This window comes from Micromonospora sp. NPDC000668 (assembly GCF_042897975.1).
GTDB lineage: Bacteria > Actinomycetota > Actinomycetes > Mycobacteriales > Micromonosporaceae > Micromonospora.
Genome location: NZ_JBIAYP010000003.1, coordinates 590,962 through 614,869 on the forward strand (window position 1 = coordinate 590,962; position 23,908 = coordinate 614,869).

A 23,908-nucleotide genomic window follows, 5' to 3' on the forward strand; every position below is an offset into this window, starting at 1 on the left:
TTGATCCAGCCGAATTAATTTGTTCAGCGATTCGACAAAATGCTGGAGTGGACGCCCTGGCACGGCGCCCGCACCGGCTCCATCTGGGACGGTCTTCGGCGAGCCGGCCCCCGCGATCCCTGTCCACCGCGACATAGGAGGCGGCGTGTCCGATTCTCGTCGTGCCCGCGTACCCATCACTGCGACCCTGATCTCCCTTGCCCTCGCCTCGACGACCCTGTTCGGGCTGCCGGCGCAGGCGGCTCCGGCCGCCGCGCAGGTCCCCCCACGAGAGGCGCCAGCCGCAGCCCCGGTCACCCAGGTGGTGCCGAAGGCGCCGAAGGCCGCGGCCGATCCCTTCTCCGTCCTGGTCTTCTCCAAGACCGCCGGTTTCCGGCACGACTCCATTCCCACCGGCATCGAGGCCATCCAACAGCTCGGCGTCGCCAACGGATTCACCGTGGACAACTCGGAGGACGGCGCCGCATTCAACGACGCCAACCTGGCCAAGTACAAGGCGGTGATCTGGCTCTCCACCACCGGCGACGTCCTCGACGCCGGGCAGCAGGCGGCGTTCGAGCGCTACGTGCGGGCCGGCGGCGGTTACGTCGGCATCCACGCCGCCTCGGACACCGAGTACAGCTGGGCCTGGTACGGCGACCTGGTCGGCGCGTACTTCGCCAACCACCCGGCCAACCAGCAGGCCACGGTCAAGGTGGAGGAGCACGCCCACCCGTCCACGACCGGATTGCCGGACCGTTGGTCCCGATTCGACGAGTGGTACAACTACCAGACCAACCCGCGGCCGGACGTGCACGTGCTGGCCAGCCTGGACGAGAAGACCTACACCCCGGGGGCAGGCGCGATGGGCGCCGACCACCCGATCGCCTGGTGCCAGGACTTCGACGGCGGCCGCTCCTGGTACACGGGGGGCGGGCACACTCGGGAGTCGTACGCCGAGCCGGAGTTCCTCAGCCACCTGCTCGGCGGCATCCGGACCGCCGCCGGCGTGGCGGACGCCGACTGTGGCGCCTCGAAGACGTCAAGCTTCGAGAAGGTCACGCTGGACAGCAACACCAGCAACCCGATGGAGCTGGACATCGCCCCGGACGGGCGAGTCTTCTACGTCGAGCGCGACGGCCGGGTGCAGATCGTCAAGCCGGACACCGGCAACACCGTCACCGCCGTCGACCTGAACGTCTTCACCGGCAACGAGGACGGCCTGATCGGCATCCGGCTCGACCCGGACTTCGCCACCAACCACTGGGTCTACCTCTACTACGCCCCGAACGACGGTGTGGCGCGTAACCTGCTGTCCCGGTTCACCGTGACCGGCGACACCATCGACCCGGCCAGCGAGAAGCAGGTGCTGCGGGTCGACACGCAGCGCAACACCTGCTGCCACGCTGGCGGCAGCATGACCTTCGACGGGAACGGGAACCTCTACCTGGTCACCGGGGACAACACCAACCCGTTCGAGTCGGACGCGTTCACCCCGATCGACGAGCGGCCCGGCCGGCAGGACTACGACGCCCAGCGCACCTCCGGCAACACCAACGACCTGCGCGGCAAGGTGATCCGGATCCATCCGGAGGACGACGGGACGTACACCGTCCCGGACGGCAACCTCTTCCCGCAGGGGACCGAGAAGACCCGGCCGGAGATCTACGCGATGGGCTTCCGGAACCCGTTCCGGATCGGCATCGACCCCGGCACCAACACGCTCTACGTCGCCGACTACGGGCCGGACGCCAGTGCGGCCAACCCCAATCGCGGCCCCGAGGGCACGGTGGAGTGGAACATCGTCGGTACGCCCGGCAACTACGGCTGGCCGTACTGCACGGGGGCGAACTACGCCTACAACGACTACACGTTCCCGTCCGGCCCGAGTGGGGCGAAGTTCGACTGCGCGGCGCCGGTGAACAACTCACCCAACAACACCGGCCTCACCGCCCTGCCGCCGGTCGTCCCGGCGACCGTCGACTACGACTACAGCGGCAACCCGCTCTTCCCCGAGATCGGCGGGGGCGGCGCCCCGATGGCCGGCCCGGTCTACCGGTACGACGCCGACCTGAACTCGGACCGGAAGTGGCCCGCGTACTACGACGGCAAGGCGCTCTTCGGCGAGTGGAACCAGTCGAAGATGTACACCATGCAGGTGACCCCCGACGGCAAGTCGTTGGTGGACATCAACCAGTTGCTCACCGGGATGAGCCTGATCCGGCCGATGGACTTCGAGTTCGGCCCGGACGGCGCGCTCTACCTGATCGAGTGGGGCACCGGTTTCGGCGGCAACAACGACGACTCCGGCGTCTACCGGATCGACTACATCGCCGGTGACCGGGCACCGATCGCCGTGGCCGACGCCACGCCCACCTCGGGACCGGCACCGCTGACGGTGGCCTTCACCAGCGCGGGCTCCCGCGACCCGGACGGTGGCACGCTCACCTACGCCTGGGCCTTCGGCGACGGCCAGACCTCCACCGAGGCGAACCCGACGCACACCTACGCCACGGCGGGCAGCTACACCGCCCAGCTCACCGTGACCAACCCGAAGGGCCGTACCGCGGTGGCCAACGTACCGGTCACCGTGGGCAACACCGCGCCGACCGTGACCATCGAGTTCCCGCCGGACGGCGGCTTCTTCGACTGGGGTGACCAGGTCCGCTACACGGTCAGGGTGACCGACCCGGAGGACGGGCAGATCGACTGCGACCGGGTGCAGCTCCAGGTGCTGCTCGGTCACGACGAGCACGCCCACCCGCTGGAGCAGCACACCGGCTGCACCGGCACGGTCCAGACGTCGCTCGCCTCCGGGCACGGCGCCGAGGCGAACGTCTTCGCCGTCTTCGAGGCCACCTACACCGACCAGGGCGGCACCGGCGGGGCCGGACCGCTCACCGGGCGGGCCATCGAGCAGTTGCAGCCCAAGCGCAAGCAGGCCGAGTACTTCACCGCAACCGGGCGGGCGCCGGTGAGCACCGGCGGCGGCGACGCCGGCGTGCAGCGGGAGACCACCGGCGACACCGCCGGCGGCGGCCAGAACATCGGGTTCATCGAGGACGGCGACTGGTGGTCGCTCGCCCCGGCGGACCTCACCAACATCACCGACATCCGGTTCCGGGCCGCCTCGGCCACCTCCGGAGGCCGGATCGAGGTCCGCGCCGGTGCGGTCGACGGACCGGTGGTCGCCACGGCCACCGTCCCGGGCACCGGCGGGTGGCAGACGTACACGGACGTGACCGCGCCGGTGACCGGCGCCGGAAGCGGCACGCTGTACTTCGTCGCCCGGGACCCGAACGGTGGCGCGGGATCGCTGCTCAACGTCAACTGGATGGACTTCCTCGGCCGCGGCGTCACCGAGAACGCGCCGCCGGCGGTGAGCGCCACCGCCACCCCGGCCACCGGCACCGCGCCGGTAACCGTCACCTTCGACGGCACGGCCACCGACGCCGAGGGTGACACCCCGCTGACGTACGCCTGGGACTTCGGTGACGGCGGCACGGCGACCACTGTGGACGCCAGCCACACCTACACCAGCCCGGGCACCTTCACCGCGACCCTCACGGTGACCGACAGCAAGGGCGCCAGGGCGTACGCCACGGTGCCGGTGCGGGTGGACGCGCCGAACACGTCCTGCTTCGGGGCGCGCTCGGACGACTTCACCGGCGCCAGCCTCGACAAGGGCCGGTGGACCAGCGTGGTCCGGGAGAACCAGCTCTACTCGGTCAGCGGAGGCGCGCTGCGGCTGCCCACGGCGGTGGGTGACCTCTACGGCGGCCGTAACGACGCCACCAACCTGGTGCTCCAGCCGGCTCCGACCGGGGCCTGGCAGGTGACCACCCGGGTCACCCTGCCGGTGACGACCAACTACCAGCAGGCCGGCCTGCTGGTGTACGGCGACGACGACAACTACGCCAAGCTGGACCTGCTCTACTCGGGCAGCCGGCGGGTGGAGTTCATCCGGGAGACGGCCGGCACGCCCCGCAACGAGGCTGCCGACAGCACCGCCGCACCGGCCGGTGACACGCTGCACCTGCGGATCACCAGCGACGGGACGACCCTGACCGCGGCCGTCTCGGCCGACGGCCAGACCTTCACCCCGGTCGGCCGGTCGGCCGCGCTCGACGGCATCACCAACCCACGGATCGGGCTCTTCGCGCTCAACGGTGGCACCGCGGCGCCGGTGGTCGACGCGAGCTTCGACTGGTTCCAGATCACGCCGGACGCCCCGGCCGGGCCGGTCGAGCCGTCGGACGAGTTCACCGGCGACGCGCTGGACAAGTGCCGGTGGAACGCGATCCTGCGGGAGGACCCGAACGGTTACCGGGTCACCGGTGGCGCGCTGCGGGTCGACGTGCCCAACGGTGACATCTACGGCGGCGACAACACCGGGCCGAAGAACTTCATCCTCCAGACCGCGCCGTCCGGCGACTGGACCCTGGAGACGAAGGTCGACGGCAGCCTGCTGAACGAGCAGTACCAGCAGGCCGGCCTGATCGTGCACGGCGACGACGACAACTACCTGAAGTTCGACTACATCGCGGACAATCAGCCCGGCCAGCCGGTGACGCGGCGGATCGAGTTCCGCAGCGAGATCGGCGGGACGGTCCAGAACCCGCAGCCGGAGGCGGGCAACCTGACCAGTGCGGTGTGGTACCTGCGGCTGGCCCGCAGCGGCGACACCTTCACCGCGTCGTACTCGGCCGACGGGGCAACCTGGACCGCGTTGACCGCGCTCACCAACAGCGCGGTCGGGGCCACCCCGAAGGTCGGGCTGTTCACCCTCGGCGCCAACCAGACCGCCTCTAAGACCGCCGGGTTCGACTACTTCCGGCTCAGCACCGAGGCGGCCGACGAGACCGCACCGGTGACCACGGCGGCGGTCTCCGGCACCCCGACCGACGGTTGGTACACCGGGCCGGTGACGGTCACCCTGACCGGCGTCGACGAGGCCGGCGGCAGTGGGTTGGCCGGTACGGCGTACCAGCTGGACGGGGCCACCACCTGGACGGATTACACCGCTCCGGTGGCGGTCAGCGGGGACGGCGAGCACGAGCTGCGGTTCCGCTCGACCGACGAGGCTGGCAACGTGGAGTCGACGAAGACAGTCGCGGTCAAGATCGACGCCACCGCGCCGGTCACCTCGGCGACGTTCGCTCCCGCGAACGACGCCGGCTGGCACAACGGGACCATCCCGGTCGTGCTGACCTCGACCGATGCCGGGTCCGGGGTCAGCACGGTGGAGTGGTCGCTGGATGGTGGCGCCTGGACGCCGTACTCGGCGCCGGTCGAGGTGACCGGTGACGGGCAGCACGAGCTGCTGTTCCGGTCCACCGACAAGGCGGGCAACGCCGAGACGCTCAAGTCGGCGGTGCTGCGGATCGACGGCACCAAGCCGACGCTGCTGGTGTCCGGGATCGCCGATGGTCAGCTCTACGGGGACAGCCAGGATGTCCGGGTGTCCTGGCAGGCCGTCGACCCGACCTCGGGCATCGCGACCGTGGTCGGCGACCTGGACGGCCGGCCGTACGTCAGCGGCACTCTGCAGGCCATGTACGAGCTGCCACTCGGCCTGCACGAGCTGACCGTGACCGCGACCGACAAGGCGGGCAACAAGACCACCTCGGCGGTCCGGTTCTTCGTCACCACCTCGTTCCGGGACATGCAGAACCTGCTGGACCGGTTCAAGGCGACGGGGCGGCTGTCGGCCCAGGCGCACAAGCAGTTGACGGCGAAGCTCGACGCGGCTCGGAAGGCCGAGGCGTCCGGCAAGGACGCTCAGGCGATCAAGCAGCTGACCGCGTTCCGGGCGCTCGCCGCCGACGCCACCCTGGTGGCGGAGGCCGAGATCCGGGACGTCCTGATCCGGGACGCCGACGCCATGATCGTCCGGCTCGGGGGCGCGGCCAGCCAGGCCGGGGTCCGGGCCAATGACGGCGAGCCGGTCAAGGGTGCCGGGCGGCTCGGTGGCGACGCCACCCGGCTCGCCCCCGGTCGCCAGCTCTGATCCGACGAGGCCCCTCCCCGACGCTCCGGCGCCGGGGAGGGGCCTCCCTCATCCGTAGTGAGGAGACGTCCGTGACGCGTATCCGCAAGGGGTTCGCCGCCCTGCTCGTCGGACTGGCCCTGATCCTGTTCTCGGCGGCTCCGGCCGCAGCGCACACCGGCAAGCTCAAGCTGACCGTGGCCGGCGACGGGGCCGACGGGGTCACTGTGCAGGCCACCTACGCCGACGGGCATCGGCTGGACAAGCCGGTGCGGTTGACCCTCACCGGCACCGGCCCGGAGGGGCGGCGGCTCGGCCCGGTGCAGTTGGAACCGGCACCCGAGGGGCAGGGCTTCTACAGCAGCGGCCCGCTACTCTCCCCGGGCACGTGGCGGGTGACGGTGAGCGCCCCGGCGCCGAACCCCGGTCAGGCCGGGGCCGAGGTGCAGGCGCGGCCGGCGCAGTCGCCTCCGCCGGCTCCCGCGCGGGTCGCCGTGACGGCGCCGGCGGCGGCCGACGGTCGCGCCGCCGCGGACGGGAGCGCCTGGTGGTGGCCGGTCGGGCTGGCCGCCCTGGTGCTCACCGCGCTGGCGGTGGCGGTGGCAATGCTGGTCAGCCGCCGCCCCGACTGACCGTCTCGGATGATCGGGCCGGGCCGCCATGAGCGGCCCGGCCCGACGCCCGACCAGGCGGCTCAGAGGATGGCGCGCAGCGCCGCCAGGTCCTCGTCCGTGGGCTCCCAGGTGCCGGCGGCGGCGTTGGCGTGCACCTGCTCGGGCGTGGTGGCGCCGGCGATCACCGAGGTCACCGCCGGCTGGGCGGCCAGCCCGCCGATCGCCACCTGGAGCATGGTCAGCCCCCGCTCGGCCGCGTACGCCTCGATCGCCTCGATGGTGTCCCAGTCGGCGGCGGCGAGCCGTTCGGCGTACCGGCCACCGCCGGAGAGCCGGCTGCCGGCCGGCGGCTGCCCGTCGCGCCGGTACTTGCCGGTGAGCAGACCGTTGGCGAGCGGGAAGAAGGGCAGCATGCCGAGCCCGAACCGCTCACAGGCCGGGATCACCTCGGTCTCCACGGACCGCTCCACCAGGCTGTAGTGGTTCTGCGCGCTGATGAAGCGGGCCCGGCCGTTGGACGAGGCGACCCAGTCCGCGTCGGCGATCTGCCACCCGGCGAAGTTGGAGTTGCCCAGGTAGCGCACCTTGCCGTCGCGGACCAGGTCGTCCAGGGCCGCCAGCGTCTCGTCGATCGGGGTGCCCGGGTCGGGCTCGTGCATCTGGTAGAGGTCGATGTGGTCGGTGCCGAGCCGGCGCAGCGACGCCTCCACCGCGCGGGCGATGTAGCGCCGCGAACCCCGGGCGCCGAAGTCCGGCCCGTTCAGGCCGTTCATGTCCATGCCGAACTTGGTGGCCACCACCACGTCGTCCCGGCGGCCCTTGAGCGCCTGCCCGAGCAGCTCCTCGGAGCCGCCCTGCGGCTCGCCGTAGATGTCGGCGGTGTCGAACAGGGTGATCCCGGCGTCCAGGGCGGCGTCCACCACCGCGCGGGTGCCGTCGAGGTCGAGCTTGCGGCCAAAGTTGTTGCAGCCGATGCCGACCACGGACACCACGAGCCCGGAGTCGCCCAGCCGGCGATAGGTCATCTCAGTCACGAGATCCACCCTATGCCGGCCGGTTGCGGGCCACCTCGGCGGCGGCTCAGCCGACCACCTCGGTGACCAGCTCGCGGGCGGCGCTGAGGGTGGCGGTCAGCTCGGCGGGGCTGCGGCCGACGGCGCCGAGCAGTGCCTGCGCCCGCTGCTCGAAGTCCGGCGGCGCGCCGGGCAGCCGCCCCGCGGCGGCGATCATTCCCTTCTCGTTGACCAGCCACCGGCCCGCTCGGGCGTGCAGCACCTGGGCGAGCACCCCGACCACCCGGAACAGGCAGCCGGCGACGTACCCGCTGTCCCCGCCGGCGCTGGCCTTGGCCGCGCCGGCCAGCAGGAACCCGGCCTCCCAGCCGCCGGCCACCAGCGCGTCGGCCAGCGCGGGCGGATACTCCCGGGTCTGCTCCTTCAGCCGGGTCAGCTGGCCGGTCGGGTCCGCCAGCACCTGGCACAGCGCCACCTCGCCCACGTAGGCGGACGAGTAGAAGCCGAGCGGATGCCCGGCCTGCACCCCGACCTCGTACCGACCGGCCCGGCAGTCCGCCCAGACGCGGTGCACCCGGTCGAGGTCCCGGTAGATCCAGTCCACGGCGGACCCGTCGATCCGCAGCCAACCACCGCCGTCGACCCAGCGGCCCCAACCACCCGGGGCGGTGAGCGCGACGCCGGTGTCGTCGGCGACCGTCGCGGCGACCGCACGCAGCGCCGGTACGTCCAACTCACCCCGGTAGTACAGACCCAGGTCCCAGTCGGAGTCCGGGCGATGCTCGCCGCGTGCCCGGCTACCGCCGAGCGCCACGGCCACCACCCCCTCGACGGCGCACAGCCGGTCGGGCAGGTCGGCGGGGATCACCCGACGTCCCAGACCGGCTCCGGGGTCTCCGCCACCTCGCTGTCGCCACGGAACAGCACGAACCGGTCGAAGGAGCGGGTGAACCAGCGGTCGTGGGTGACCGCGATCACGGTCCCCTCGAACGCGTTCAGGCCCGCCTCCAGCGCCTCGGCGCTGGCCAGGTCGAGGTTGTCGGTGGGCTCGTCCAACAGCAGCAGGGTCGCCCCGGACAGCTCCAGCAACAGCACCAGGAACCGGGCCTGCTGCCCACCGGAGAGGGTGCCGAAGCGCTGGTCGCCCTGGGCGGCCAGTTCGTACCGGCTGAGCACACCCATCGCGGCGTGCCGGTCCATCCCGGTCCGGTGCTCGTCGCCCCGCCAGAGGATCTCGACCAGCGTCTTCGACATCAGCTCGGGCCGGTCGTGAGTCTGGGAGAAGTGCCCGGGGCGGACGCGGGCACCGAGCCGGGCCGTGCCGTCGTGCGCCACCGGGGCGAGCGCGCCCGCACCGTCGACCGGCCCGTTCGCCGGGTCGGGGTCGGTGCCGCCCCGGGCCAGCAGCCGCAGGAAGTGCGACTTGCCGGTGCCGTTGGCACCGAGCACCGCCACCCGGTCGCCGTACCAGATCTCCAGGTCGAAGGGGTAGGTCAGGCCGTCCAGCTCCAGCTGCTCGCAGACGACCGCGCGCTTGCCGGTCCGCCCGCCGGTCAGCCGCATCCGGATGTCCTGGTCCTTCGGCGGTACGGGCGGCGGCCCGGCCTCCTCGAACTTGCGCAGCCGGGTCTGCGCGGCCTGGTAGCGCGAGGCCAGCCCGTCGTTGTACGCCGCCTTCTGCTTGTACATCAGCATCAGCTCGCGCAGCTTCTGGTGTTCCTCGTCCCAGCGCCGGCGCAGCTCGTCGAGACGGGCGTGTCGGGCCACCCGCGCCTCGTACCAGCTGGCGAAGCCACCCGGGTGCACCCAGGCGCTGCCGCCCTCCACGGCGACCACCCGGTCGGCGGTCTGGGCCAGCAGCTCGCGGTCGTGCGAGACGTAGAGCACCGACTTGGTCGACTCGCGCAGCCGCGCCTCCAGCCAACGCTTGCCGGGCACGTCGAGGAAGTTGTCCGGCTCGTCGAGCAGCAGCACCTCGTCGGGGCCGCGCAGCAGCAGCTCCAGTGCGAAGCGCTTCTGCTGTCCACCGGAGAGGGTGCGGACCGGCCGGTCCCGGACGCCGTCCCAGGGCAGGTCGAGCACGATGGTGGCGACGGTGTCGAAGAGCACCTCGGCGTCGTACCCGCCGGCCTCGCCCCAGGCGCCCAGCGCGTCGGCGTACGCCAGCTGAGCCTTGCCGGCGGCGGTGCTGTACTTGCCGCGGATCTCGGCCGCCCGCATGGCCGCCTCGGTCTCGCCGAGCCGGCGGCCGGCCTCGCGCAGTGCCGGTGGGGCCAACGACAGCGCCATGTCGGCCAGCGTCGACTCGTCGCCGATCATGCCGATGAACTGGCGCATCACGCCCAACCCGCCGGCCCGCGCGACGGCGCCGGTACGCACCGGCAGGTCGCCGGCGACCATCCGCAGCAGCGTCGTCTTACCCGCGCCGTTCGGCCCGACCAGGGCGACCTTGCTGCCTTCCCCGACCCGGAACGACACGTCGGCGAAGAGTTCCCGACCGTCGGGCAGGATGTGCCCGACCGCTGCCACATCCACGTATCCCACGCCGGGATCCTGCCCCAGTGAGGGCCGGGGGGACATCCAATTACCGGGTGACCCGCAGCACTCGGAAGCCCTTCTGGCTGGCGCACCGCTCAACCTGCCAGCCCTGTTCGGTGAGCCAGCGGTGCAGTGAGTCGCCGCCGAGGTGCCGGGCGACCACCAGCCAGCCGACGCCGTCCGGGGCGAGCCGGGGCAGCCAGCGCAGCAGCAGGTCGTGCAGCCCGTCCTTGCCGATCCGGATCGGCGGGTTCGACCAGAGCTGGGCGAAGCGGATCTCGGCCGGTACGTCGTCCGGTGCGCTGACCCGGACCCGGTCGGCGGCGCCGACCCGGACCGCGTTGGCCGCGGTCAGCTCGCGGGCGCGGGCGTTGACGTCGACCGCCCAGACGGTGCTCGCCGGTGCCGTGTCGGCCAGCACACAGGCGATCGGCCCGAACCCGCAGCCGAGGTCGAGCAGATCGCCGGTGGTGTCGGCGGTGGGCAGGTCGGCCTTCCGCAGGAGCACGGCGGTGCCCGGGTCGAGACGGCTGGCGGAGAAGACCCCGCCGGCCGAGGCGAGCCGGTAGTCGCGGCCGGCCACGGAGAACTCGACCTCGCGCGGCGGGGCGTCGCTGGCGGGCTGAGCGCTGAAGTAGTGGTCGCCGGTCACGCCGGCAATTCTCGCACCGGCCCGTGCACGCCATGACACGGCCCACGCGTACATTTCCCATTATTACCCCCTAAAGGGACAATGCCTCTTACTCTGGGCGACATGGTGTATCGGTACGAGTCCGATGAGGACGCTTTCGAGGAGTACCCGGAGCCCGGGTCCGACCTGGCGGTGCCCGGCGGCCCGCCCCCGCCGGCCGGGCCCTCTCCGTCGCGCTTCCCCACCCCGTCGCTGCGCCGGCCGAACCAGATCGCGCTGCCGTCGTCCCAGCCGCCGCCGGCCCGTGCCGACATCCCGCCCGCCGCGCCTCGCGATCAGGTCTACACCTCGGCACAGCCGATCGAGGCGCCCCCCGAGCGCAGCGGTGGCCGACTCTGGCAGGTGCTGATCGGCGGCGCGGCCGTCCTGGTCCTGCTCGCGCTCTGTGGCCTGGGCGTCGCCGCGCTGCTGATGGATCGCGACCCGCAGCCGCAGGCCACCCCGACCTACCAGCCGAACGCCGCCGCCGCGTCCGCCGCCCCGGCGGATCGGGAGGACCTCGACTCCCGGGACACCGACCAGGCTCCGCTCACCGCCAAGGAACTCTTCCCCGGCAAGGAGCTGAAGGTCACCGACGGCCAGCCGGCCTACAAGGTGCTCAAGACGCACTCCAGCGGCAGCTGCGCCGTCGCCGCCACCGACGAGGTGGCCGACCTGCTGGTCCGGCTCGGCTGCAACCAGGTGGTCCGGGCCACACTGCGGACTCCCGACGGCGACCACCTGGTCACCACCGGGCTGTTCAACCTGACCGACAAGGTCAGCGCGGAACGGGTCCGGGACCGGATCCGGCAGTTGCTCGACGAGCGGCAGGGCCGATTCCGGGGCCTGGTCGGCAGCGACGGCGACGGTAGTGACGTGGTGGCCACCGCCCCGGCGCGGGTCGGCTGGCAGGTCCGCGGCCACTACCTGGCGTACGCGCTGGTGGTCCGTGCGGACGGGACCGCGGTCAAGTCCGGCGACACCAAGGTCCGGGAAATCCTCTTCGACATGATCGAGCTGCACCTCAGCCAAGGCGTGCTGCAGAAGCGGGTCGACGGCGGCACGGCCGGGCAACCGACCCCGGGCCCGACGGAGAGCGGCGCAACGCAGAGCGGCGGCACCCGCAACGACAGTCTGCCGGGCGACTGACCTCGCCCCGCCGGCTACGGTCCCGGCCGTCGGCGGTCCAGCCCTCGACCGGGGGTCGGCCGTCGGTGGTCAGCCCTCGACCGGGACCCGTAGCCGGCGGGTGAGGTCGGCGCGGCGGGCGTACTCGGCCGGGTCGGCCGGGTAGCCGACCTCGACCAGGGTCAGCCCGTGTGCCGGCGCGACGGTCACCTCGCTGGACCGCTCCTGGCGGGTGAGCAGGCTGCCCGGCCACTCCACCGGGCGGCGGCCGTCCCCGGCCACCAGCATCGCCCCCACCAGGCTGCGCACCATGGCCTGGCAGAACGCGTCCGCCTGCACGGTGGCGACCAGGATGCCGTCCGGGTCACGGCGCCAGTCCAGCCGGGTCACCTCGCGCAGGGTGGTCGCGTTCTCCTTGCGCCGGCAGTACGCGGCGAAGTCGTGCTCCCCGACCAGGCCGGTCGCCGCGGCGTTCAACGCGGCCAGATCCAGCGGCCTCGGCCAGGCCAGCACCTCGTGCCGGCGCAGCGGCTCCGCGCCGTACCGGGCGTCGGTGACCCGGTACTCGTAGCGGCGGAAGGTGGCCGAGAAACGGGCATCGAAGTCGGCCGGCATCTCGGTCATCGCCCGTACCCGCACGTCGGTGGGGAGCAGCCGGGCCAGCCGGCGCAGCAGCCGCTGCTCGTGCTGCCGCCACACGTCGGCGGGGAGGTCCAGGTGGCAGACCTGCCCGGTCGCGTGCACCCCCGCGTCGGTCCGCCCGGCCACGGTCAACCCGGTGGCCGTGCCGGCACCGAGCACCAGGTCCAGGGTCTCGACGAGCACCCCGGCGACCGTGCGCCGGGTCGGCTGGGCGGCCCACCCGGAAAAGCCGGTGCCGTCGTACGAGACGTCCAGCCGCAGCCGGATCCGCTCGTCCACCTCGTACCTCCAGTTATGGGTCGGGCCCGACACCCCGATGGGGTGCCGGGCCCGACGTTGCCCTTGATCAGGCCTTGTTCTCGGTGGCCTCGTCGCTGTCCTCGCGGGCGGCGGCGGTGTCACCGGACGCCGACACCGGCGCCTCGGAGTCCTGGTCGGCCTGGGCCGACTGCGGGGTCTCCTCGGCCGGGGCGAGCGCCTCGACCTTGTCCTGCTGCGCGGCCTTGCGGGCGGCGGTCTTCTTGTTCGCCTTCGGCTCGGCGACCTGAAGCTCCTCCACCAGCTCGATGATCGCCATCGGCGCGTTGTCACCCTTGCGCGGACCGGTCTTCACGATCCGGGTGTAGCCGCCGGGGCGGTTGACGTACCGGGGCGCGATCTGGTCGAACAGGGCGTAGACCACGTCCTTGTCCTTGACGACGCCCAGCACCCGCCGCCGCGCGGCCAGGTCACCGCGCTTGGCCTTGGTGATGAGCTGCTCGGCCAGCGGACGCAGCCGCCGGGCCTTCGTCTCGGTGGTCTTGATCTTGCCGTGCTGGAACAGCGCGGTGGCCAAGTTGGCCAGCATCAGCCGCTCGTGCGCGGGGCTGCCGCCGAGGCGGGGGCCCTTGGTGGGCGTGGGCATGCTTGGTGCTCCTCAGTTGTGGCGGCAGCGCGGACTAGAGCTGCTCGGTCTCGCGGTAGTCGTCGGTGTCGTAGTCGGCCTCGCCGAAGGTGTCCACGACGTGCGCCGGGTCGAAGTTCGGGGCCGAATCCTTCAGCCCCAGGCCCATCCCGGCGAGCTTCATCTTGACCTCGTCGATCGACTTCTGACCGAAGTTGCGGATGTCGAGGAGGTCGGCCTCGGTACGCCCGATGAGCTCACCAACGGTGTTGATGCCCTCGCGCTTGAGGCAGTTGTAGGAGCGGACGGTGAGGTCCAGCTCCTCGATCGGCAGGGCGAGGTCCGCCGCCAGCTGGGCGTCCTGCGGGGACGGCCCGATGTCGATACCCTCGGCGGTCTCGTCCAGCTCCCGGGCCAGCCCGAACAGCTCCACCAACGTCGAGCCGGCGGAGGCCAGCGCGGTACGCGGGCCCATCGACGGCTTGGTCTCGACGTCGATGATCAGCCGGTCGAAGTCGGTGCGCTGCTCGACGCGGGTCGCCTCGACGCGGTAGGTCACCTTGAGCACCGGCGAGTAGATCGAGTCGACCGGGATGCGGCCGATCTCGGCGCCGGACTGCTTGTTCTGTGCAGCCGTCACGTAGCCCCGGCCCCGCTCGACGGTCAGCTCCATGTCGAGCCGGCCCTTGCCGTTGAGGGTGGCGAGCTTCAGGTCCGGGTTGTGCACCGAGACGCCGGCCGGGGGCTGGATGTCACCCGCGGTCACGTCGCCCGGGCCCTGCTTGCGCAGGTACATGCTGACCGGCTCGTCGTGCTCGGAGCTGACGCACAGCTCCTTGATGTTCATGACGAGCTCGACCACGTCCTCCTTGACACCGGGGATCGTGGTGAACTCGTGCAGCACGCCGTCGATCTTGATCGAGGTGACCGCCGCGCCCGGGATCGACGACAGCAGCGTGCGCCGCAGCGAGTTGCCCAGGGTGTAGCCGAAGCCCGGCTCCAGCGGCTCGATGGCGAACCGCGACCGGGTCTCGTTGATCGACTCCTCGGAGAGGGAGGGTCGCTGGCTGATGAGCATGGTTTCTCTTCTCTTCCGGGACGCCCGCTATTTGACGCCCACGACACAAACTGTTCCGGTGGCCCGCCCCGGAGGGCGGGCCACCGCAACGAGCTCCGACTACTTGGAGTAGAGCTCGACGATCAGCTGCTCCTGGACCTGCGTGTCGATGACCTGCCGGGCCGGGAGGGAGTGCACCAGGATCTTCATCTGGCTGGGGATTGCCTCGAGCCAGGCCGGCACCGCCCGCGAACCCGCCTGAGCCTGCGCCACGATGAACGGGGTGAGCTCCTTGCTCTTGCCCCGGACCTCGATGATGTCGTGCTCCTTGACGCGGTACGACGGGATGTCGACCTTCTTGCCGTTCACCGTGAAGTGACCGTGCTTGACCAACTGGCGGGCCATGTCCCGCGAGTGGGCGTAGCCGGCCCGGTAAACGACGTTGTCCAGCCGCGACTCGAGGATCTGCAGGAGGACCTCACCGGTCTTGGCCTGCTTGCCAACGGCTTCCTCGTAGTAACCGCGGAACTGCTTCTCCAGCACGCCGTACACACGACGGGCCTTCTGCTTCTCACGGAGCTGGAGCAGGTACTCCGTCTCCTTCGTGCGGCCGCGGCCGTGCTGCCCGGGCGGGAACGGCCGGGACTCGAACGGGCACTTCGGGCCATCGCACTTGCTGCCCTTGAGGAACAGCTTCATCTTCTCCCGCCGGCAACGGCGGCAGTCAGCACCGGTGTAACGAGCCATCTCTCTCTACCTCTCAGACCCGGCGACGCTTCGGCGGACGGCATCCGTTGTGCGGCTGCGGGGTGACGTCGGAGATCTGCCCGACCTCGAGGCCCACGGCCTGCAGCGAACGGATGGCGGTCTCCCGGCCGGAGCCGGGGCCCTTGACGAACACGTCGACCTTGCGCATGCCGTGCTCCATGGCCCGACGCGCGGCGGCCTCGGCGGCCAGCTGCGCGGCGAACGGAGTCGACTTGCGGGAGCCCTTGAAGCCCACCTGGCCCGCGGAGGCCCAGGAGATGACCGCACCGGTCGGGTCCGTGATAGACACGATGGTGTTGTTGAAGGTGCTCTTGATGTGCGCCTGCCCGTGGGCGACGTTCTTGCGTTCCTTGCGCCGGACCTTCTTTACAGCGGCTCCGGCACGAGCCTTCGGTGGCATAAGTCTGTGCGCTCCTAGTTACTTCTTGCCGGGCTTCTTCTTGCCGGCGACGGTCCGCTTCGGGCCCTTCCGGGTCCGTGCATTGGTCTTGGTCCGCTGGCCACGCACGGGCAGGCCCCGGCGGTGCCGGATGCCGGCGTAGCAGCCGATCTCGACCTTGCGGCGGATGTCAGCGGCGACCTCGCGGCGCAGGTCGCCTTCAACCTTGTAGTTGCCCTCGATGTGGTCGCGGAGCTGAACGAGCTCCTCGTCCGTGAGGTCCCGAGCGCGCTTGTCCGGCGAGATGCCGGTGGCGGCGAGCGTCTCCAGGGCGCGGGTACGACCCACGCCGAAGATGTAGGTGAGCGCGATCTCCATCCGCTTTTCGCGGGGGAGATCCACGCCGGCTAGACGTGCCATGTGCGGGCGTACTCCTCGTGATGTGTGGCGGAGGTGTGGACCCGTCCCACCCCGCTACCGGCCGTCCCGTCTTTCCGACGCTGTCAGCGCCGGCGACCGGGATCGGTCGTTGCCCGAGCGGGCCCCGGCCTCCGACCGGGGGTCAGCCACGCAGAAGTACGTCTCGCGTACCGCTCGTGGCTGGGACGAGCATTTGTGTTGTGTGCGTCGCTGGGGATCTGCCCGGACCAACACCACCCGGCCGTGATCCGGCCGGACGGGCTGAGTCAGCCCTGGCGCTGCTTGTGGCGCGGGTCGGTGCAGATCACCATGACCCGGCCGTGCCGGCGAATCACCCGGCACTTGTTGCAGATCCTCTTGACGCTCGGCTTGACCTTCACGGTTGCCTTACTTCCCATCTGGCCCGGGGACGCGCAGAGCACGAGACCGGACGTCGAAGACGGACACGGGACTTCCCGGCCGCCGTCAGGACTACTTGTAGCGGTAGACGATGCGCCCGCGGGTCAGGTCGTACGGCGAGAGTTCGACGACGACCCGGTCCTCCGGCAGGATGCGGATGTAGTGCTGCCGCATCTTGCCGCTGATGTGAGCCAGCACCTTGTGGCCGTTCGCGAGCTCCACCCGGAACATAGCGTTCGGCAGGGGCTCGATGACCCGACCCTCGATCTCAATGGCTCCGTCTTTTTTCGGCATGTCCTCCGCTGTCCTGACGTCGATTGCTCCGGGCGGCCCACAACGTCTTACACGGGAAACTGACCAAGAATCAGAAGCCCGCGCCAGCCGCGGCTCCAGGTCCCACCGAAGCGCAGGGTGGGCATGCCGGAGTGGACGCTGTGCGCCGAGCTGAAAGTGTACGCCGGCCTGCGGGCGGTCGCCAAACCGGCCACCCACCGCACCGCCGTGTCGGCCGCCGGTCCCCCGTCCGGGCGTCCGATGATCTCCGCGGGCGGTCGCCGGCCGGGGTCACCAGACCGGCTCCCCCACGCCGGCGGATCAGCCGGCCGGTCGCGGCTCGTCCCGTTCGTCCGGTCCACCGGCGCGCAGCTCCCGTCGGCGGTCCCGCTTCGCCCGCTTGCGCTGCCGGCGGCGCTCCCGCTGGATCGCCTGGCGCCGCGGCTCTCCCCCGCTCAACCCGGTGACCGTGCGGACCACCAGCACCGCGCCCCACGGCCCGGCCACCCAGGCCGGCCAGAAGTAGAGCAGCTCCCGGCTGAGCAGCGAGGTCACCGCCCAGATGGTCACCACGATGGCGATCACCCGCAGGTACGGCAGCCACACCTCGGCGAGCCAGCGGGCGGTGACGCCACCGGCCGCCACCGGGGCGGGCTGGCCGCCCGTACCGCCGGCCAGCAGCCCGGCAGCCGGCGGGGTGACCGCCGCCAGCGCCGACTGCTCCGGGGGCGTCACCGGTGGCAGGTCGGTGAGTAGCACGTCAAGCTCGGCGTAGGTGCGCGCGGCGTAGGCCCGCTGCAACCGCTCGTCGTACTCGTGCAGGTCCAGTCGGCCCTCGCCGAGGGCCACCCGCAACCGGTCTGCAACCGCCTCACGGTCCGCGTCAGCGGCTCGCATCCCGTCCCGCCCGTCCATGCCGGCAAGCATGCCACCGACACGCCAGCGGCGTCCCACCCGGTCGTCCCGCCTTGATCCACCCGGGTCGCCGCGGCCTCCGGCGCTGGCCCTGCCGGCACTCGCCTGACCGGGTCGCCAGGCCGGCGCTCGTTCGGCCGGGTCGCCGTAGGTGTCGGTCAGGGGGCGGTCGAGGCGGCGGGCTGGCGTGCGGTGACCAGGTCGCCGAGTCGGGCCCGGCCACCATCGAACGCGGTGAGCACCCAGACTCCGTCGGGCAGCAGCGCCATCGAGTGCTCGACGTGGGCCGCAACCGAGCCGTCCCGGGTGACCACCGTCCAGCCGTCGGCGAGCTCGACCGTGCGCGGGGACGCCATGGTGATCATGGGCTCGATGGCCAGTGCCATGCCGGGGACCAGCCGTGGGCCCTTGCCCGGACGGCCGTGGTTGAGCACGTGCGGGTCCTGGTGCATCTCGGTGCCGATGCCGTGCCCGCCGTAACCGTCGACGATGCCGTACCGGCCGCCCTTGCGGACCGCGGTCTCCACCGCGTGGGAGATGTCGGTGAGCCGCCCCTTGCCGCTGGCCGCACCGCGTGCGGCGGCGGCGATGCCGGCCCACATGGCGTCCTCGGCAACCTCGGCCATCTTGAGCAGCGCCGGGTCGACGTCGCCGACCCCGACGGTGATCGCGGAGTCGCCGTGCCACCCGTTCAGCACCGCACCGCAGTCGATCGAGATCAGGTCACCGTCCCGGAGCACCTGCCCCGGCGAGGGGATGGCGTGCACGACCTGCTCGTTGACCGAGGAGCAGATCGACGCCGGAAACCCGTGGTAGCCCTTGAACGACGGGACGCCACCCGCCTCGCGGATGGTCGACTCGGCGATGGCATCCAGGTCGGCCGTGCTCACACCGGGGGCCACCGCCTCGCGCATCCGACGCAGCGCCTCGGCCACCACCAGCCCTGCGGCCCGCATCTTCTCGATCTGGTCAGGGGTCTTCAGCTGGATGTCCAGCTGGGGACGACGCATGGAGCCATTACCTTTCGTTGCCGAACAGCGGGGCACGTCGCACGTACCCCGCTGTTCGCACTCTATCCGCCGTGGCCCGGCGGGACCTCAGCCGCCGTACGACCGCAGCGCGTCGATTGCCCGGGTGGTGACGTCCTCCACCGGGCCGGTGGCGTCGATTCCGACCAGCTTGCCCTGAGCGCCGTAATAGTCGACCAGAGGGGCCGTCTTCTCGCTGTACTCGCGCAGCCGGGTGGCGATGGTCTCCGGCTTGTCGTCGTCGCGCTGGAACAGCTCGGCGCCGCACCGGTCACAGATGTCGGGCCGGGTGGTGGCGTCGAACTCGACGTGCCAGATCTTGCCGCAGCCCCGACAGGTGCGCCGGCCGGAGAGCCGCCGAATCACTTCGTCGTCGTCGACCACCAGCTCCAGGACCAGGTCCAGTGCGGTGCCCAGGTCGGCGAGGAGCTTGTCCAGCGCGGCCGCCTGCGGAGTGGTCCGCGGGAAGCCGTCGAGCAGGAACCCCTCGCTGGCGTCGGGCTCGGCCAGCCGGTCCCGGACCATGTTGATGGTCACCTCGTCCGGAACCAGCTCGCCAGCGTCCATGTACCGCTTCGCCTCGATGCCGAGCGGCGTGCCCTGGGTGACGTTCGACCGGAAGATGTCCCCGGTCGAGATCTTCGGCACCGAGAGATGGGCGGCGACGAACTCGGCCTGTGTGCCCTTGCCCGCGCCCGGTGGGCCAACCAGAACGAGTCTCATCTACCGCAGGAACCCTTCGTAGTTCCGCTGCATGAGTTGGCTCTCGATCTGCTTCACGGTCTCCAGACCGACGCCGACCATGATGAGCACAGCGGTGCCGCCGAACGGGAAGTTCTGGTACTGCTGGTTGTCCAGCCAGATGAAGAAGAAGTTCGGCAGGATCGAGATGACGCCGAGGTAGAGCGCGCCCGGCAGGGTGATCCGGCTGAGGATGAAGTCCAGGTAGTCGGCGGTCGGCTTGCCCGGGCGGATGCCCGGCACGAACCCGCCGTACTTCTTCATGTTGTCTGCGACCTCGGTCGGGTTGAACGTGATCGAGACGTAGAAGTACGTGAAGAAGATGATCATCAGGAAGTAGACCGTGATGTAGATCGGGCTACTCGGGTTGACCAGGTTGTTCTGGATCCACGCCTGGGTCTTGCCCGGGTCGGTCTGATCGAAGAACTGCAGGGCCAGCTGCGGCAGGTAGAGAAGCGACGAGCCGAAGATGACCGGGATCACACCGGCCTGGTTGACCTTGAGCGGGATGTAGGTCGAGGTGCCGCCGTACATCCGCCGGCCGATCATCCGCTTGGCGTACTGCACCGGAATGCGGCGCTGTGCCTGCTCGATGAAGGTGACCGCGGTGATGACCACCAGGACCAGCGCGATGACCAGGGCGAACATGTCCCAGCCCTTGCTGGTCTTGATCTGCCAGCCCTCGCTGGGCAGCCGGGCGGCGATCGAGGTGAAGATCAGGACGGACATGCCGTTGCCGACGCCCCGGTCGGTGATCAGCTCACCGAGCCACATGACCATGCCGGTACCGGCGGTCATGGTCATCACCAGGATGACCAGGGTCAGCCAGTCCGGGATGCCGGTGCCCGTGGGGATGATCGGGAACTGGTCGCAGCGGTTCTGGAAGAGCTGCCCCGAGCGGGCCAGCGCCACGAACGCCGAAGCCTGCAGCACACCGAGACCAAGGGTCAGGTAGCGGGTGTACTGGGTGATCTTTGCCTGGCCGGCCTGGCCCTCCTTGCGGAGCTGCTCCAGGCGCGGGATAACGACGGTGAGCAGCTGCAGGATGATCGACGCGGTGATGTAGGGCATGATGCCCAGCGCGAAGACCGAGAGCTGTAGCAGCGCTCCGCCGGAGAAGAGGTTGAGCAGGTTCAGCACACCCGTCGACTCACCCTGGAGGGTGTCGAGGCACTTCTGCACGTTGCCGTACGAGACGCCCGGACTGGGGAGCGTTGCACCCAGCCGGTAGACCGCGATGATGCCTACTGTGAACAGCAGCTTCTTGCGCAGGTCAGGCGTACGGAACGCACTGAGAAAGGCGGACAGCAACTTCTTCCTCCTGCGCGAGGCGGGCCGCCGGTGATCCCTGGCGGGTCGGGGTGGATCCCGGGCGAGCGCCCGGAATCCATGGCTGGGATGGGACTCTAACAGCCTCATCCCGGTCCGGGCAGATGCGCCCGGCTACATAAACCGATTCCGATATTACCGGGCGCATACGCCCCAGGCAGACCATGGCGCCCGCCAGTTGCTCACAACTGGACGGGCGCCATGGGTTGTACGCCTTACAGCTCGGTGGTGGAGCCACCGGCGGCGGCGATCTTCTCCTTGGCCGACGCACTGAACGCGTGCGCCGACACCTGGAGCGCCACCCCGCCGAGGTCCCCGGTGCCGAGGACCTTGACCGGGTGACCCTTGCGGACCGCACCGGACTCGACCAGCTCCAGCGGGCCAACCTGGCCGCCGTTCGGGAACAGCTCGGCGAGCCGGTCCAGGTTGACCACCTGGAAGACCACCTTGAACTTGTTCTTGAAGCCCTTCATCTTCGGAAGGCGCATGTGGATGGGCATCTGCCCACCCTCGAACGCCGCCGAGATGTTCTTGCGGGCCTTGGAACCCTTGGTACCGCGACCAGCGGTCTTGCCCTTGGAACCCTCACCGCGACCCACACGGGTCTTCGCGGTCTTGGAACCGGGCGCCGGGCGCAGGTGGTGCACCTTGATCGTCATTACTCGACCTCCTCGACCTTCACGAGGTGGCTCACAGTGAAGATCATGCCGCGGATCTCGGGCCGGTCCTCCTTGACCACCACGTCGTTGATCCGCTTGAGGCCGAGCGAACGCAGCGAGTCACGCTGGTTCTGCTTGGTCCCAATGCCGGATCGGAGCTGGGTGACCTTCAGACGTGCCATCAGTGCGCCACCCCCGCACGCGACGCCAGCATGGCGGCCGGCGCGACGTCCTCCACCGGCAGGCCACGACGCGCCGCGACCTGCTCGGGGGACTCAAGCCCCTTCAGGGCCGCCACGGTGGCGTGCACGATGTTGATCGGGTTCGACGAGCCGAGGCTCTTCGAGAGCACGTCGTGGATCCCGGCGCACTCCAGCACGGCACGCACCGGACCACCGGCGATGACACCCGTACCGGCCGAGGCCGGCTTGAGCAGCACGACGCCTGCGGCGGCCTCGCCCGTGATCGGGTGCGGGATCGACTGACCGATCCGCGGGACCTTGAAGAAGTGCTTCTTGGCCTCCTCGACACCCTTGGCGATGGCCGCGGGCACCTCCTTGGCCTTTCCGTAGCCCACGCCGACCGTGCCGTCGCCGTCGCCCACGATCACCAGGGCGGTGAAGCTGAAGCGACGACCACCCTTCACGACCTTGGCGACGCGGTTGATCGCGACGACCCGCTCGAGGTGCGGGGTCTTCTCGACGGGCGCGTTTCCGCGGCCGCCCTCACGGCGGTTGTCGCGGCGACCACCCTCGTTGCCACCGGACCCGCCGCCACGGCGCTGTTGACCTGGCATCAGCAGCCTTCCTTATCTCTCGTGACGGGGTTGTTAGAACTCGAGCCCGGCTTCGCGGGCAGCATCGGCAAGCGCGGCGACTCGCCCCGCGTACCGGTTGCCACCGCGGTCGAAGACGACCTTGGAAACGCCGGCGGCCTTGGCCCGCTCGGCGAGCAGCGCGCCCACCTTGCCGGCAAGGGCGCTCTTGTCGCCCTCGGCACCGCGCAGCGAGGCGTCCAGGGTCGACGCCGACGCCAGGGTGTGACCCTTGGTGTCGTCGACGACCTGGGCGACCATGTGCCGCAGGGAGCGGGTGACGACCAGGCGCGGACGCTCGGCCGTACCGCTGACGTTCTTGCGGACGCGGAAGTGCCGACGCGCACGCCCAATGGCGCGCTTGGCGGCGACACCGCGGCGGCGCTTGAGCAGCGTGGCGCTCACTTCTTACCTGCCTTTCCGGCCTTGCGGCGGATGACCTCGCCCTGGTACTTCACGCCCTTGCCCTTGTAGGGCTCCGGCGGACGGATCTTCCGGATGTTGGCGGCGATCTCGCCGACCTGCTGCTTGTCGATGCCGGCCACGTGGAACAGGGTCGGCCGCTCCACCGTGAAGGTGATGCCCGCCGGCGCGGGGACAACCACCGGGTGCGAGAACCCGAGCGCGAACTCGAGATCCGTGCCCTTGGCGGTGACCCGGTAACCGGTGCCGGCGATCTCCAGGCTCTTGCGGTAGCCCTCGGTCACGCCGACGATCATGTTGGCGATAAGCGTACGGCTCAGGCCGTGCAGTTCCTTGGCCTTGCGCTCATCGTTCGGGCGGTTGACGCTCAGCTGCCCATCCTCGGCCCGCTCGATCGTGATCGGCTCGGCGAGGGTGTGCTGGAGCTGGCCCTTCGGGCCCTTGACCTTGACGGTCTGCCCGTCGATCGTGATGTCGACGCCGGCTGGCACCGGGATCGACTTACGTCCAATTCGCGACATTTCTACCTGTCTCCCGTTACCAGACGAAGGCGAGGACTTCCCCGCCAACACTCCGCTTGCGGGCCTGCCGGTCGGTCAGCAGTCCCTGGGACGTCGAAATGATCGCCACGCCCAGCCCACCGAGCACCCGGGGGAGCCCGTCCGACTTGGCGTACACCCGGAGACCGGGCTTGGACACGCGCTTGATGCCGGCCAGGCTCCGCTCGCGGTTCTGGCCGTACTTCAGCTCGACGACCAGTCGCTTGCCGACGGCGCCCTCCTCGGGCTCCTCGACCGACCAGGTGGCGATGTAACCCTCGGCCTTCAGGACCTCGGCAATGTTCGCCTTGATCTTGGAGTAGGGCATCTTCACCTGGTCGTGGTACGCCTGGTTGGCGTTACGCAGACGCGTGAGCATGTCTGCGATCGGGTCGGTCATCGTCATGGATTTCGTCAGCCTTTCTCGCCGGGGTTCCCGGGGCATCGACCCCGGGCCTACGGCGAAGAGCAATACCTAATCGGTGCAGGAGTTCCCGGCCTACAGCCGGGACGCGGTCGCCCTTACCAGGAAGCCTTGGACACACCCGGCAGCTCACCGCGGTGGGCCATCTCCCGGATGCACACCCGGCAGAGACCGAACTTGCGGTAGACCGCCTTCGGACGCCCGCACCGCTGGCAGCGGGTGTAGGCGCGAACCGAGAACTTCGGCTTCGCGGCCGCCTTGATGATCAGCGCCTTCTTGGCCAT

26 protein-coding genes are annotated in these 23,908 nt (G+C 70.5%); 3 read left to right on the forward strand and 23 right to left on the reverse strand.

Annotated features, from left to right (window positions below):
• Positions 1–145 precede the first annotated feature (145 nt).
• Positions 146–5,989: a ThuA domain-containing protein gene (locus ACFY29_RS18950; protein WP_386987787.1), complete on the forward strand. Its 5,844-nt coding sequence runs from the start codon at positions 146–148 to the stop codon at positions 5,987–5,989.
• Positions 5,990–6,060: 71 nt separating this feature from the next.
• On the forward strand, positions 6,061–6,600 hold the full coding sequence (locus tag ACFY29_RS18955; protein ID WP_355609841.1) for a hypothetical protein: 540 nt from the start codon (positions 6,061–6,063) through the stop codon (positions 6,598–6,600).
• Positions 6,601–6,662: 62 nt separating this feature from the next.
• Here ACFY29_RS18955 and ACFY29_RS18960 read toward each other — a convergent pair whose 3' ends face one another.
• The 4 genes from ACFY29_RS18960 to ACFY29_RS18975 are packed head-to-tail and all read right to left on the reverse strand — an operon-like array spanning position 6,663 to position 10,785.
• Positions 6,663–7,625 carry an aldo/keto reductase gene (locus ACFY29_RS18960; protein WP_328420482.1) on the reverse strand — a complete coding sequence of 321 codons (963 nt, stop codon included), beginning with the start codon at positions 7,623–7,625 and terminating at the stop codon, positions 6,663–6,665.
• Between the two features lie 37 nt (positions 7,626–7,662).
• Positions 7,663–8,463, reverse strand: a complete 801-nt coding sequence (locus ACFY29_RS18965; RefSeq protein WP_386987789.1) for a nucleotidyltransferase domain-containing protein — start codon at positions 8,461–8,463, stop codon at positions 7,663–7,665.
• Positions 8,460–10,139 (reverse strand): ABC-F family ATP-binding cassette domain-containing protein, encoded by a 1,680-nt coding sequence (locus tag ACFY29_RS18970; RefSeq protein WP_386987792.1) that lies wholly within the window; start codon positions 10,137–10,139, stop codon positions 8,460–8,462. Before ACFY29_RS18970 ends, ACFY29_RS18965 begins: the two co-directional genes overlap by 4 nt.
• Positions 10,140–10,179: 40 nt before the next feature.
• Positions 10,180–10,785 (reverse strand): methyltransferase, encoded by a 606-nt coding sequence (locus tag ACFY29_RS18975; RefSeq protein ID WP_328420488.1) that lies wholly within the window; start codon positions 10,783–10,785, stop codon positions 10,180–10,182.
• Positions 10,786–10,887: 102 nt separating this feature from the next.
• Here ACFY29_RS18975 and ACFY29_RS18980 point away from each other — a divergent pair, with 102 nt between their 5' ends.
• Complete coding sequence (locus ACFY29_RS18980; protein WP_386987795.1) at positions 10,888–11,952, forward strand: hypothetical protein; 1,065 nt, start codon at positions 10,888–10,890, stop codon at positions 11,950–11,952.
• Positions 11,953–12,021: 69 nt separating this feature from the next.
• Here ACFY29_RS18980 and truA read toward each other — a convergent pair whose 3' ends face one another.
• The 19 genes from truA to ACFY29_RS19075 form a co-directional block, all read right to left on the reverse strand.
• On the reverse strand, positions 12,022–12,852 hold the full coding sequence (gene truA / locus ACFY29_RS18985; protein WP_355609852.1) for a tRNA pseudouridine(38-40) synthase TruA: 831 nt from the start codon (positions 12,850–12,852) through the stop codon (positions 12,022–12,024).
• 67 nt (positions 12,853–12,919) lie between these two features.
• Positions 12,920–13,477, reverse strand: a complete 558-nt coding sequence (gene rplQ, locus ACFY29_RS18990; protein WP_328420494.1) for a 50S ribosomal protein L17 — start codon at positions 13,475–13,477, stop codon at positions 12,920–12,922.
• A 34-nt stretch (positions 13,478–13,511) separates the two neighbouring features.
• Positions 13,512–14,534 carry a DNA-directed RNA polymerase subunit alpha gene (locus tag ACFY29_RS18995; protein ID WP_089018953.1) on the reverse strand — a complete coding sequence of 341 codons (1,023 nt, stop codon included), beginning with the start codon at positions 14,532–14,534 and terminating at the stop codon, positions 13,512–13,514.
• 99 nt (positions 14,535–14,633) lie between these two features.
• Entirely contained in the window at positions 14,634–15,260 is a 627-nt protein-coding gene (gene rpsD, locus ACFY29_RS19000) for a 30S ribosomal protein S4 (RefSeq protein WP_089018952.1), read from the reverse strand.
• Between the two features lie 13 nt (positions 15,261–15,273).
• A complete protein-coding gene (rpsK, locus tag ACFY29_RS19005; protein ID WP_007073011.1) occupies positions 15,274–15,681 on the reverse strand; it encodes a 30S ribosomal protein S11 in 408 nt (135 codons plus the stop codon).
• 18 nt (positions 15,682–15,699) lie between these two features.
• Positions 15,700–16,080, reverse strand: a complete 381-nt coding sequence (rpsM, locus tag ACFY29_RS19010) for a 30S ribosomal protein S13 (RefSeq protein WP_184178702.1) — start codon at positions 16,078–16,080, stop codon at positions 15,700–15,702.
• Positions 16,081–16,346: 266 nt separating this feature from the next.
• A complete protein-coding gene (rpmJ, locus tag ACFY29_RS19015; RefSeq protein ID WP_012184307.1) occupies positions 16,347–16,460 on the reverse strand; it encodes a 50S ribosomal protein L36 in 114 nt (37 codons plus the stop codon).
• Positions 16,461–16,551: 91 nt separating this feature from the next.
• The gene (gene infA / locus ACFY29_RS19020) at positions 16,552–16,773 is read right to left on the reverse strand and encodes a translation initiation factor IF-1 (protein ID WP_007073013.1); all 222 of its coding nucleotides are present in this window, start codon (positions 16,771–16,773) and stop codon (positions 16,552–16,554) included.
• Positions 16,774–17,073: 300 nt separating this feature from the next.
• Positions 17,074–17,667 (reverse strand): DUF1707 domain-containing protein, encoded by a 594-nt coding sequence (locus ACFY29_RS19025; RefSeq protein WP_386987800.1) that lies wholly within the window; start codon positions 17,665–17,667, stop codon positions 17,074–17,076.
• A 158-nt stretch (positions 17,668–17,825) separates the two neighbouring features.
• Positions 17,826–18,677, reverse strand: a complete 852-nt coding sequence (map, locus tag ACFY29_RS19030; protein WP_328420507.1) for a type I methionyl aminopeptidase — start codon at positions 18,675–18,677, stop codon at positions 17,826–17,828.
• Positions 18,678–18,764: 87 nt separating this feature from the next.
• Positions 18,765–19,418: an adenylate kinase gene (locus ACFY29_RS19035; RefSeq protein ID WP_328420509.1), complete on the reverse strand. Its 654-nt coding sequence runs from the start codon at positions 19,416–19,418 to the stop codon at positions 18,765–18,767.
• Positions 19,419–20,747 carry a preprotein translocase subunit SecY gene (gene secY / locus ACFY29_RS19040; protein ID WP_328420511.1) on the reverse strand — a complete coding sequence of 443 codons (1,329 nt, stop codon included), beginning with the start codon at positions 20,745–20,747 and terminating at the stop codon, positions 19,419–19,421.
• 233 nt (positions 20,748–20,980) lie between these two features.
• The gene (rplO, locus tag ACFY29_RS19045; RefSeq protein ID WP_112584816.1) at positions 20,981–21,424 is read right to left on the reverse strand and encodes a 50S ribosomal protein L15; all 444 of its coding nucleotides are present in this window, start codon (positions 21,422–21,424) and stop codon (positions 20,981–20,983) included.
• Complete coding sequence (gene rpmD, locus ACFY29_RS19050; protein WP_151488125.1) at positions 21,424–21,606, reverse strand: 50S ribosomal protein L30; 183 nt, start codon at positions 21,604–21,606, stop codon at positions 21,424–21,426. The genes rplO and rpmD overlap by 1 nt, the downstream gene beginning before the upstream one ends.
• Complete coding sequence (gene rpsE, locus ACFY29_RS19055; RefSeq protein ID WP_328420521.1) at positions 21,606–22,220, reverse strand: 30S ribosomal protein S5; 615 nt, start codon at positions 22,218–22,220, stop codon at positions 21,606–21,608. Before rpsE ends, rpmD begins: the two co-directional genes overlap by 1 nt.
• A gap of 33 nt (positions 22,221–22,253) precedes the next feature.
• Positions 22,254–22,631 carry a 50S ribosomal protein L18 gene (gene rplR, locus ACFY29_RS19060; protein WP_354995205.1) on the reverse strand — a complete coding sequence of 126 codons (378 nt, stop codon included), beginning with the start codon at positions 22,629–22,631 and terminating at the stop codon, positions 22,254–22,256.
• Between the two features lie 8 nt (positions 22,632–22,639).
• Positions 22,640–23,182, reverse strand: coding sequence for a 50S ribosomal protein L6 (rplF, locus tag ACFY29_RS19065; RefSeq protein WP_328420525.1), 543 nt, complete (start codon positions 23,180–23,182; stop codon positions 22,640–22,642).
• A gap of 16 nt (positions 23,183–23,198) precedes the next feature.
• Positions 23,199–23,606: a 30S ribosomal protein S8 gene (gene rpsH, locus ACFY29_RS19070; protein WP_007465270.1), complete on the reverse strand. Its 408-nt coding sequence runs from the start codon at positions 23,604–23,606 to the stop codon at positions 23,199–23,201.
• 116 nt (positions 23,607–23,722) lie between these two features.
• Positions 23,723–23,908 (reverse strand): type Z 30S ribosomal protein S14, encoded by a 186-nt coding sequence (locus ACFY29_RS19075; RefSeq protein WP_007465272.1) that lies wholly within the window; start codon positions 23,906–23,908, stop codon positions 23,723–23,725.

Coding starts and splice junctions, on each gene's coding strand:
- rplF (WP_328420525.1), bottom strand. CDS start 23,182: ATGTCGCGAATTGGACGTAAGTCGATCCCGGTGCCAGCCGGCGTCGAC.
- infA (WP_007073013.1), bottom strand. CDS start 16,773: ATGCCGAAAAAAGACGGAGCCATTGAGATCGAGGGTCGGGTCATCGAG.
- ACFY29_RS19025 (WP_386987800.1), bottom strand. CDS start 17,667: ATGGACGGGCGGGACGGGATGCGAGCCGCTGACGCGGACCGTGAGGCG.
- rpsE (WP_328420521.1), bottom strand. CDS start 22,220: ATGCCAGGTCAACAGCGCCGTGGCGGCGGGTCCGGTGGCAACGAGGGT.
- ACFY29_RS18980 (WP_386987795.1), top strand. CDS start 10,888: ATGGTGTATCGGTACGAGTCCGATGAGGACGCTTTCGAGGAGTACCCG.
- ACFY29_RS19075 (WP_007465272.1), bottom strand. CDS start 23,908: ATGGCCAAGAAGGCGCTGATCATCAAGGCGGCCGCGAAGCCGAAGTTC.
- map (WP_328420507.1), bottom strand. CDS start 18,677: ATGCGTCGTCCCCAGCTGGACATCCAGCTGAAGACCCCTGACCAGATC.
- rpmD (WP_151488125.1), bottom strand. CDS start 21,606: ATGGCACGTCTGAAGGTCACCCAGCTCCGATCCGGCATTGGGACCAAG.
- rpsK (WP_007073011.1), bottom strand. CDS start 15,681: ATGCCACCGAAGGCTCGTGCCGGAGCCGCTGTAAAGAAGGTCCGGCGC.
- ACFY29_RS19035 (WP_328420509.1), bottom strand. CDS start 19,418: ATGAGACTCGTTCTGGTTGGCCCACCGGGCGCGGGCAAGGGCACACAG.
- ACFY29_RS18995 (WP_089018953.1), bottom strand. CDS start 14,534: ATGCTCATCAGCCAGCGACCCTCCCTCTCCGAGGAGTCGATCAACGAG.
- rplQ (WP_328420494.1), bottom strand. CDS start 13,477: ATGCCCACGCCCACCAAGGGCCCCCGCCTCGGCGGCAGCCCCGCGCAC.
- rpsH (WP_007465270.1), bottom strand. CDS start 23,606: ATGACGATGACCGACCCGATCGCAGACATGCTCACGCGTCTGCGTAAC.
- rplO (WP_112584816.1), bottom strand. CDS start 21,424: ATGACGATCAAGGTGCACCACCTGCGCCCGGCGCCCGGTTCCAAGACC.
- rpsM (WP_184178702.1), bottom strand. CDS start 16,080: ATGGCACGTCTAGCCGGCGTGGATCTCCCCCGCGAAAAGCGGATGGAG.
- rpsD (WP_089018952.1), bottom strand. CDS start 15,260: ATGGCTCGTTACACCGGTGCTGACTGCCGCCGTTGCCGGCGGGAGAAG.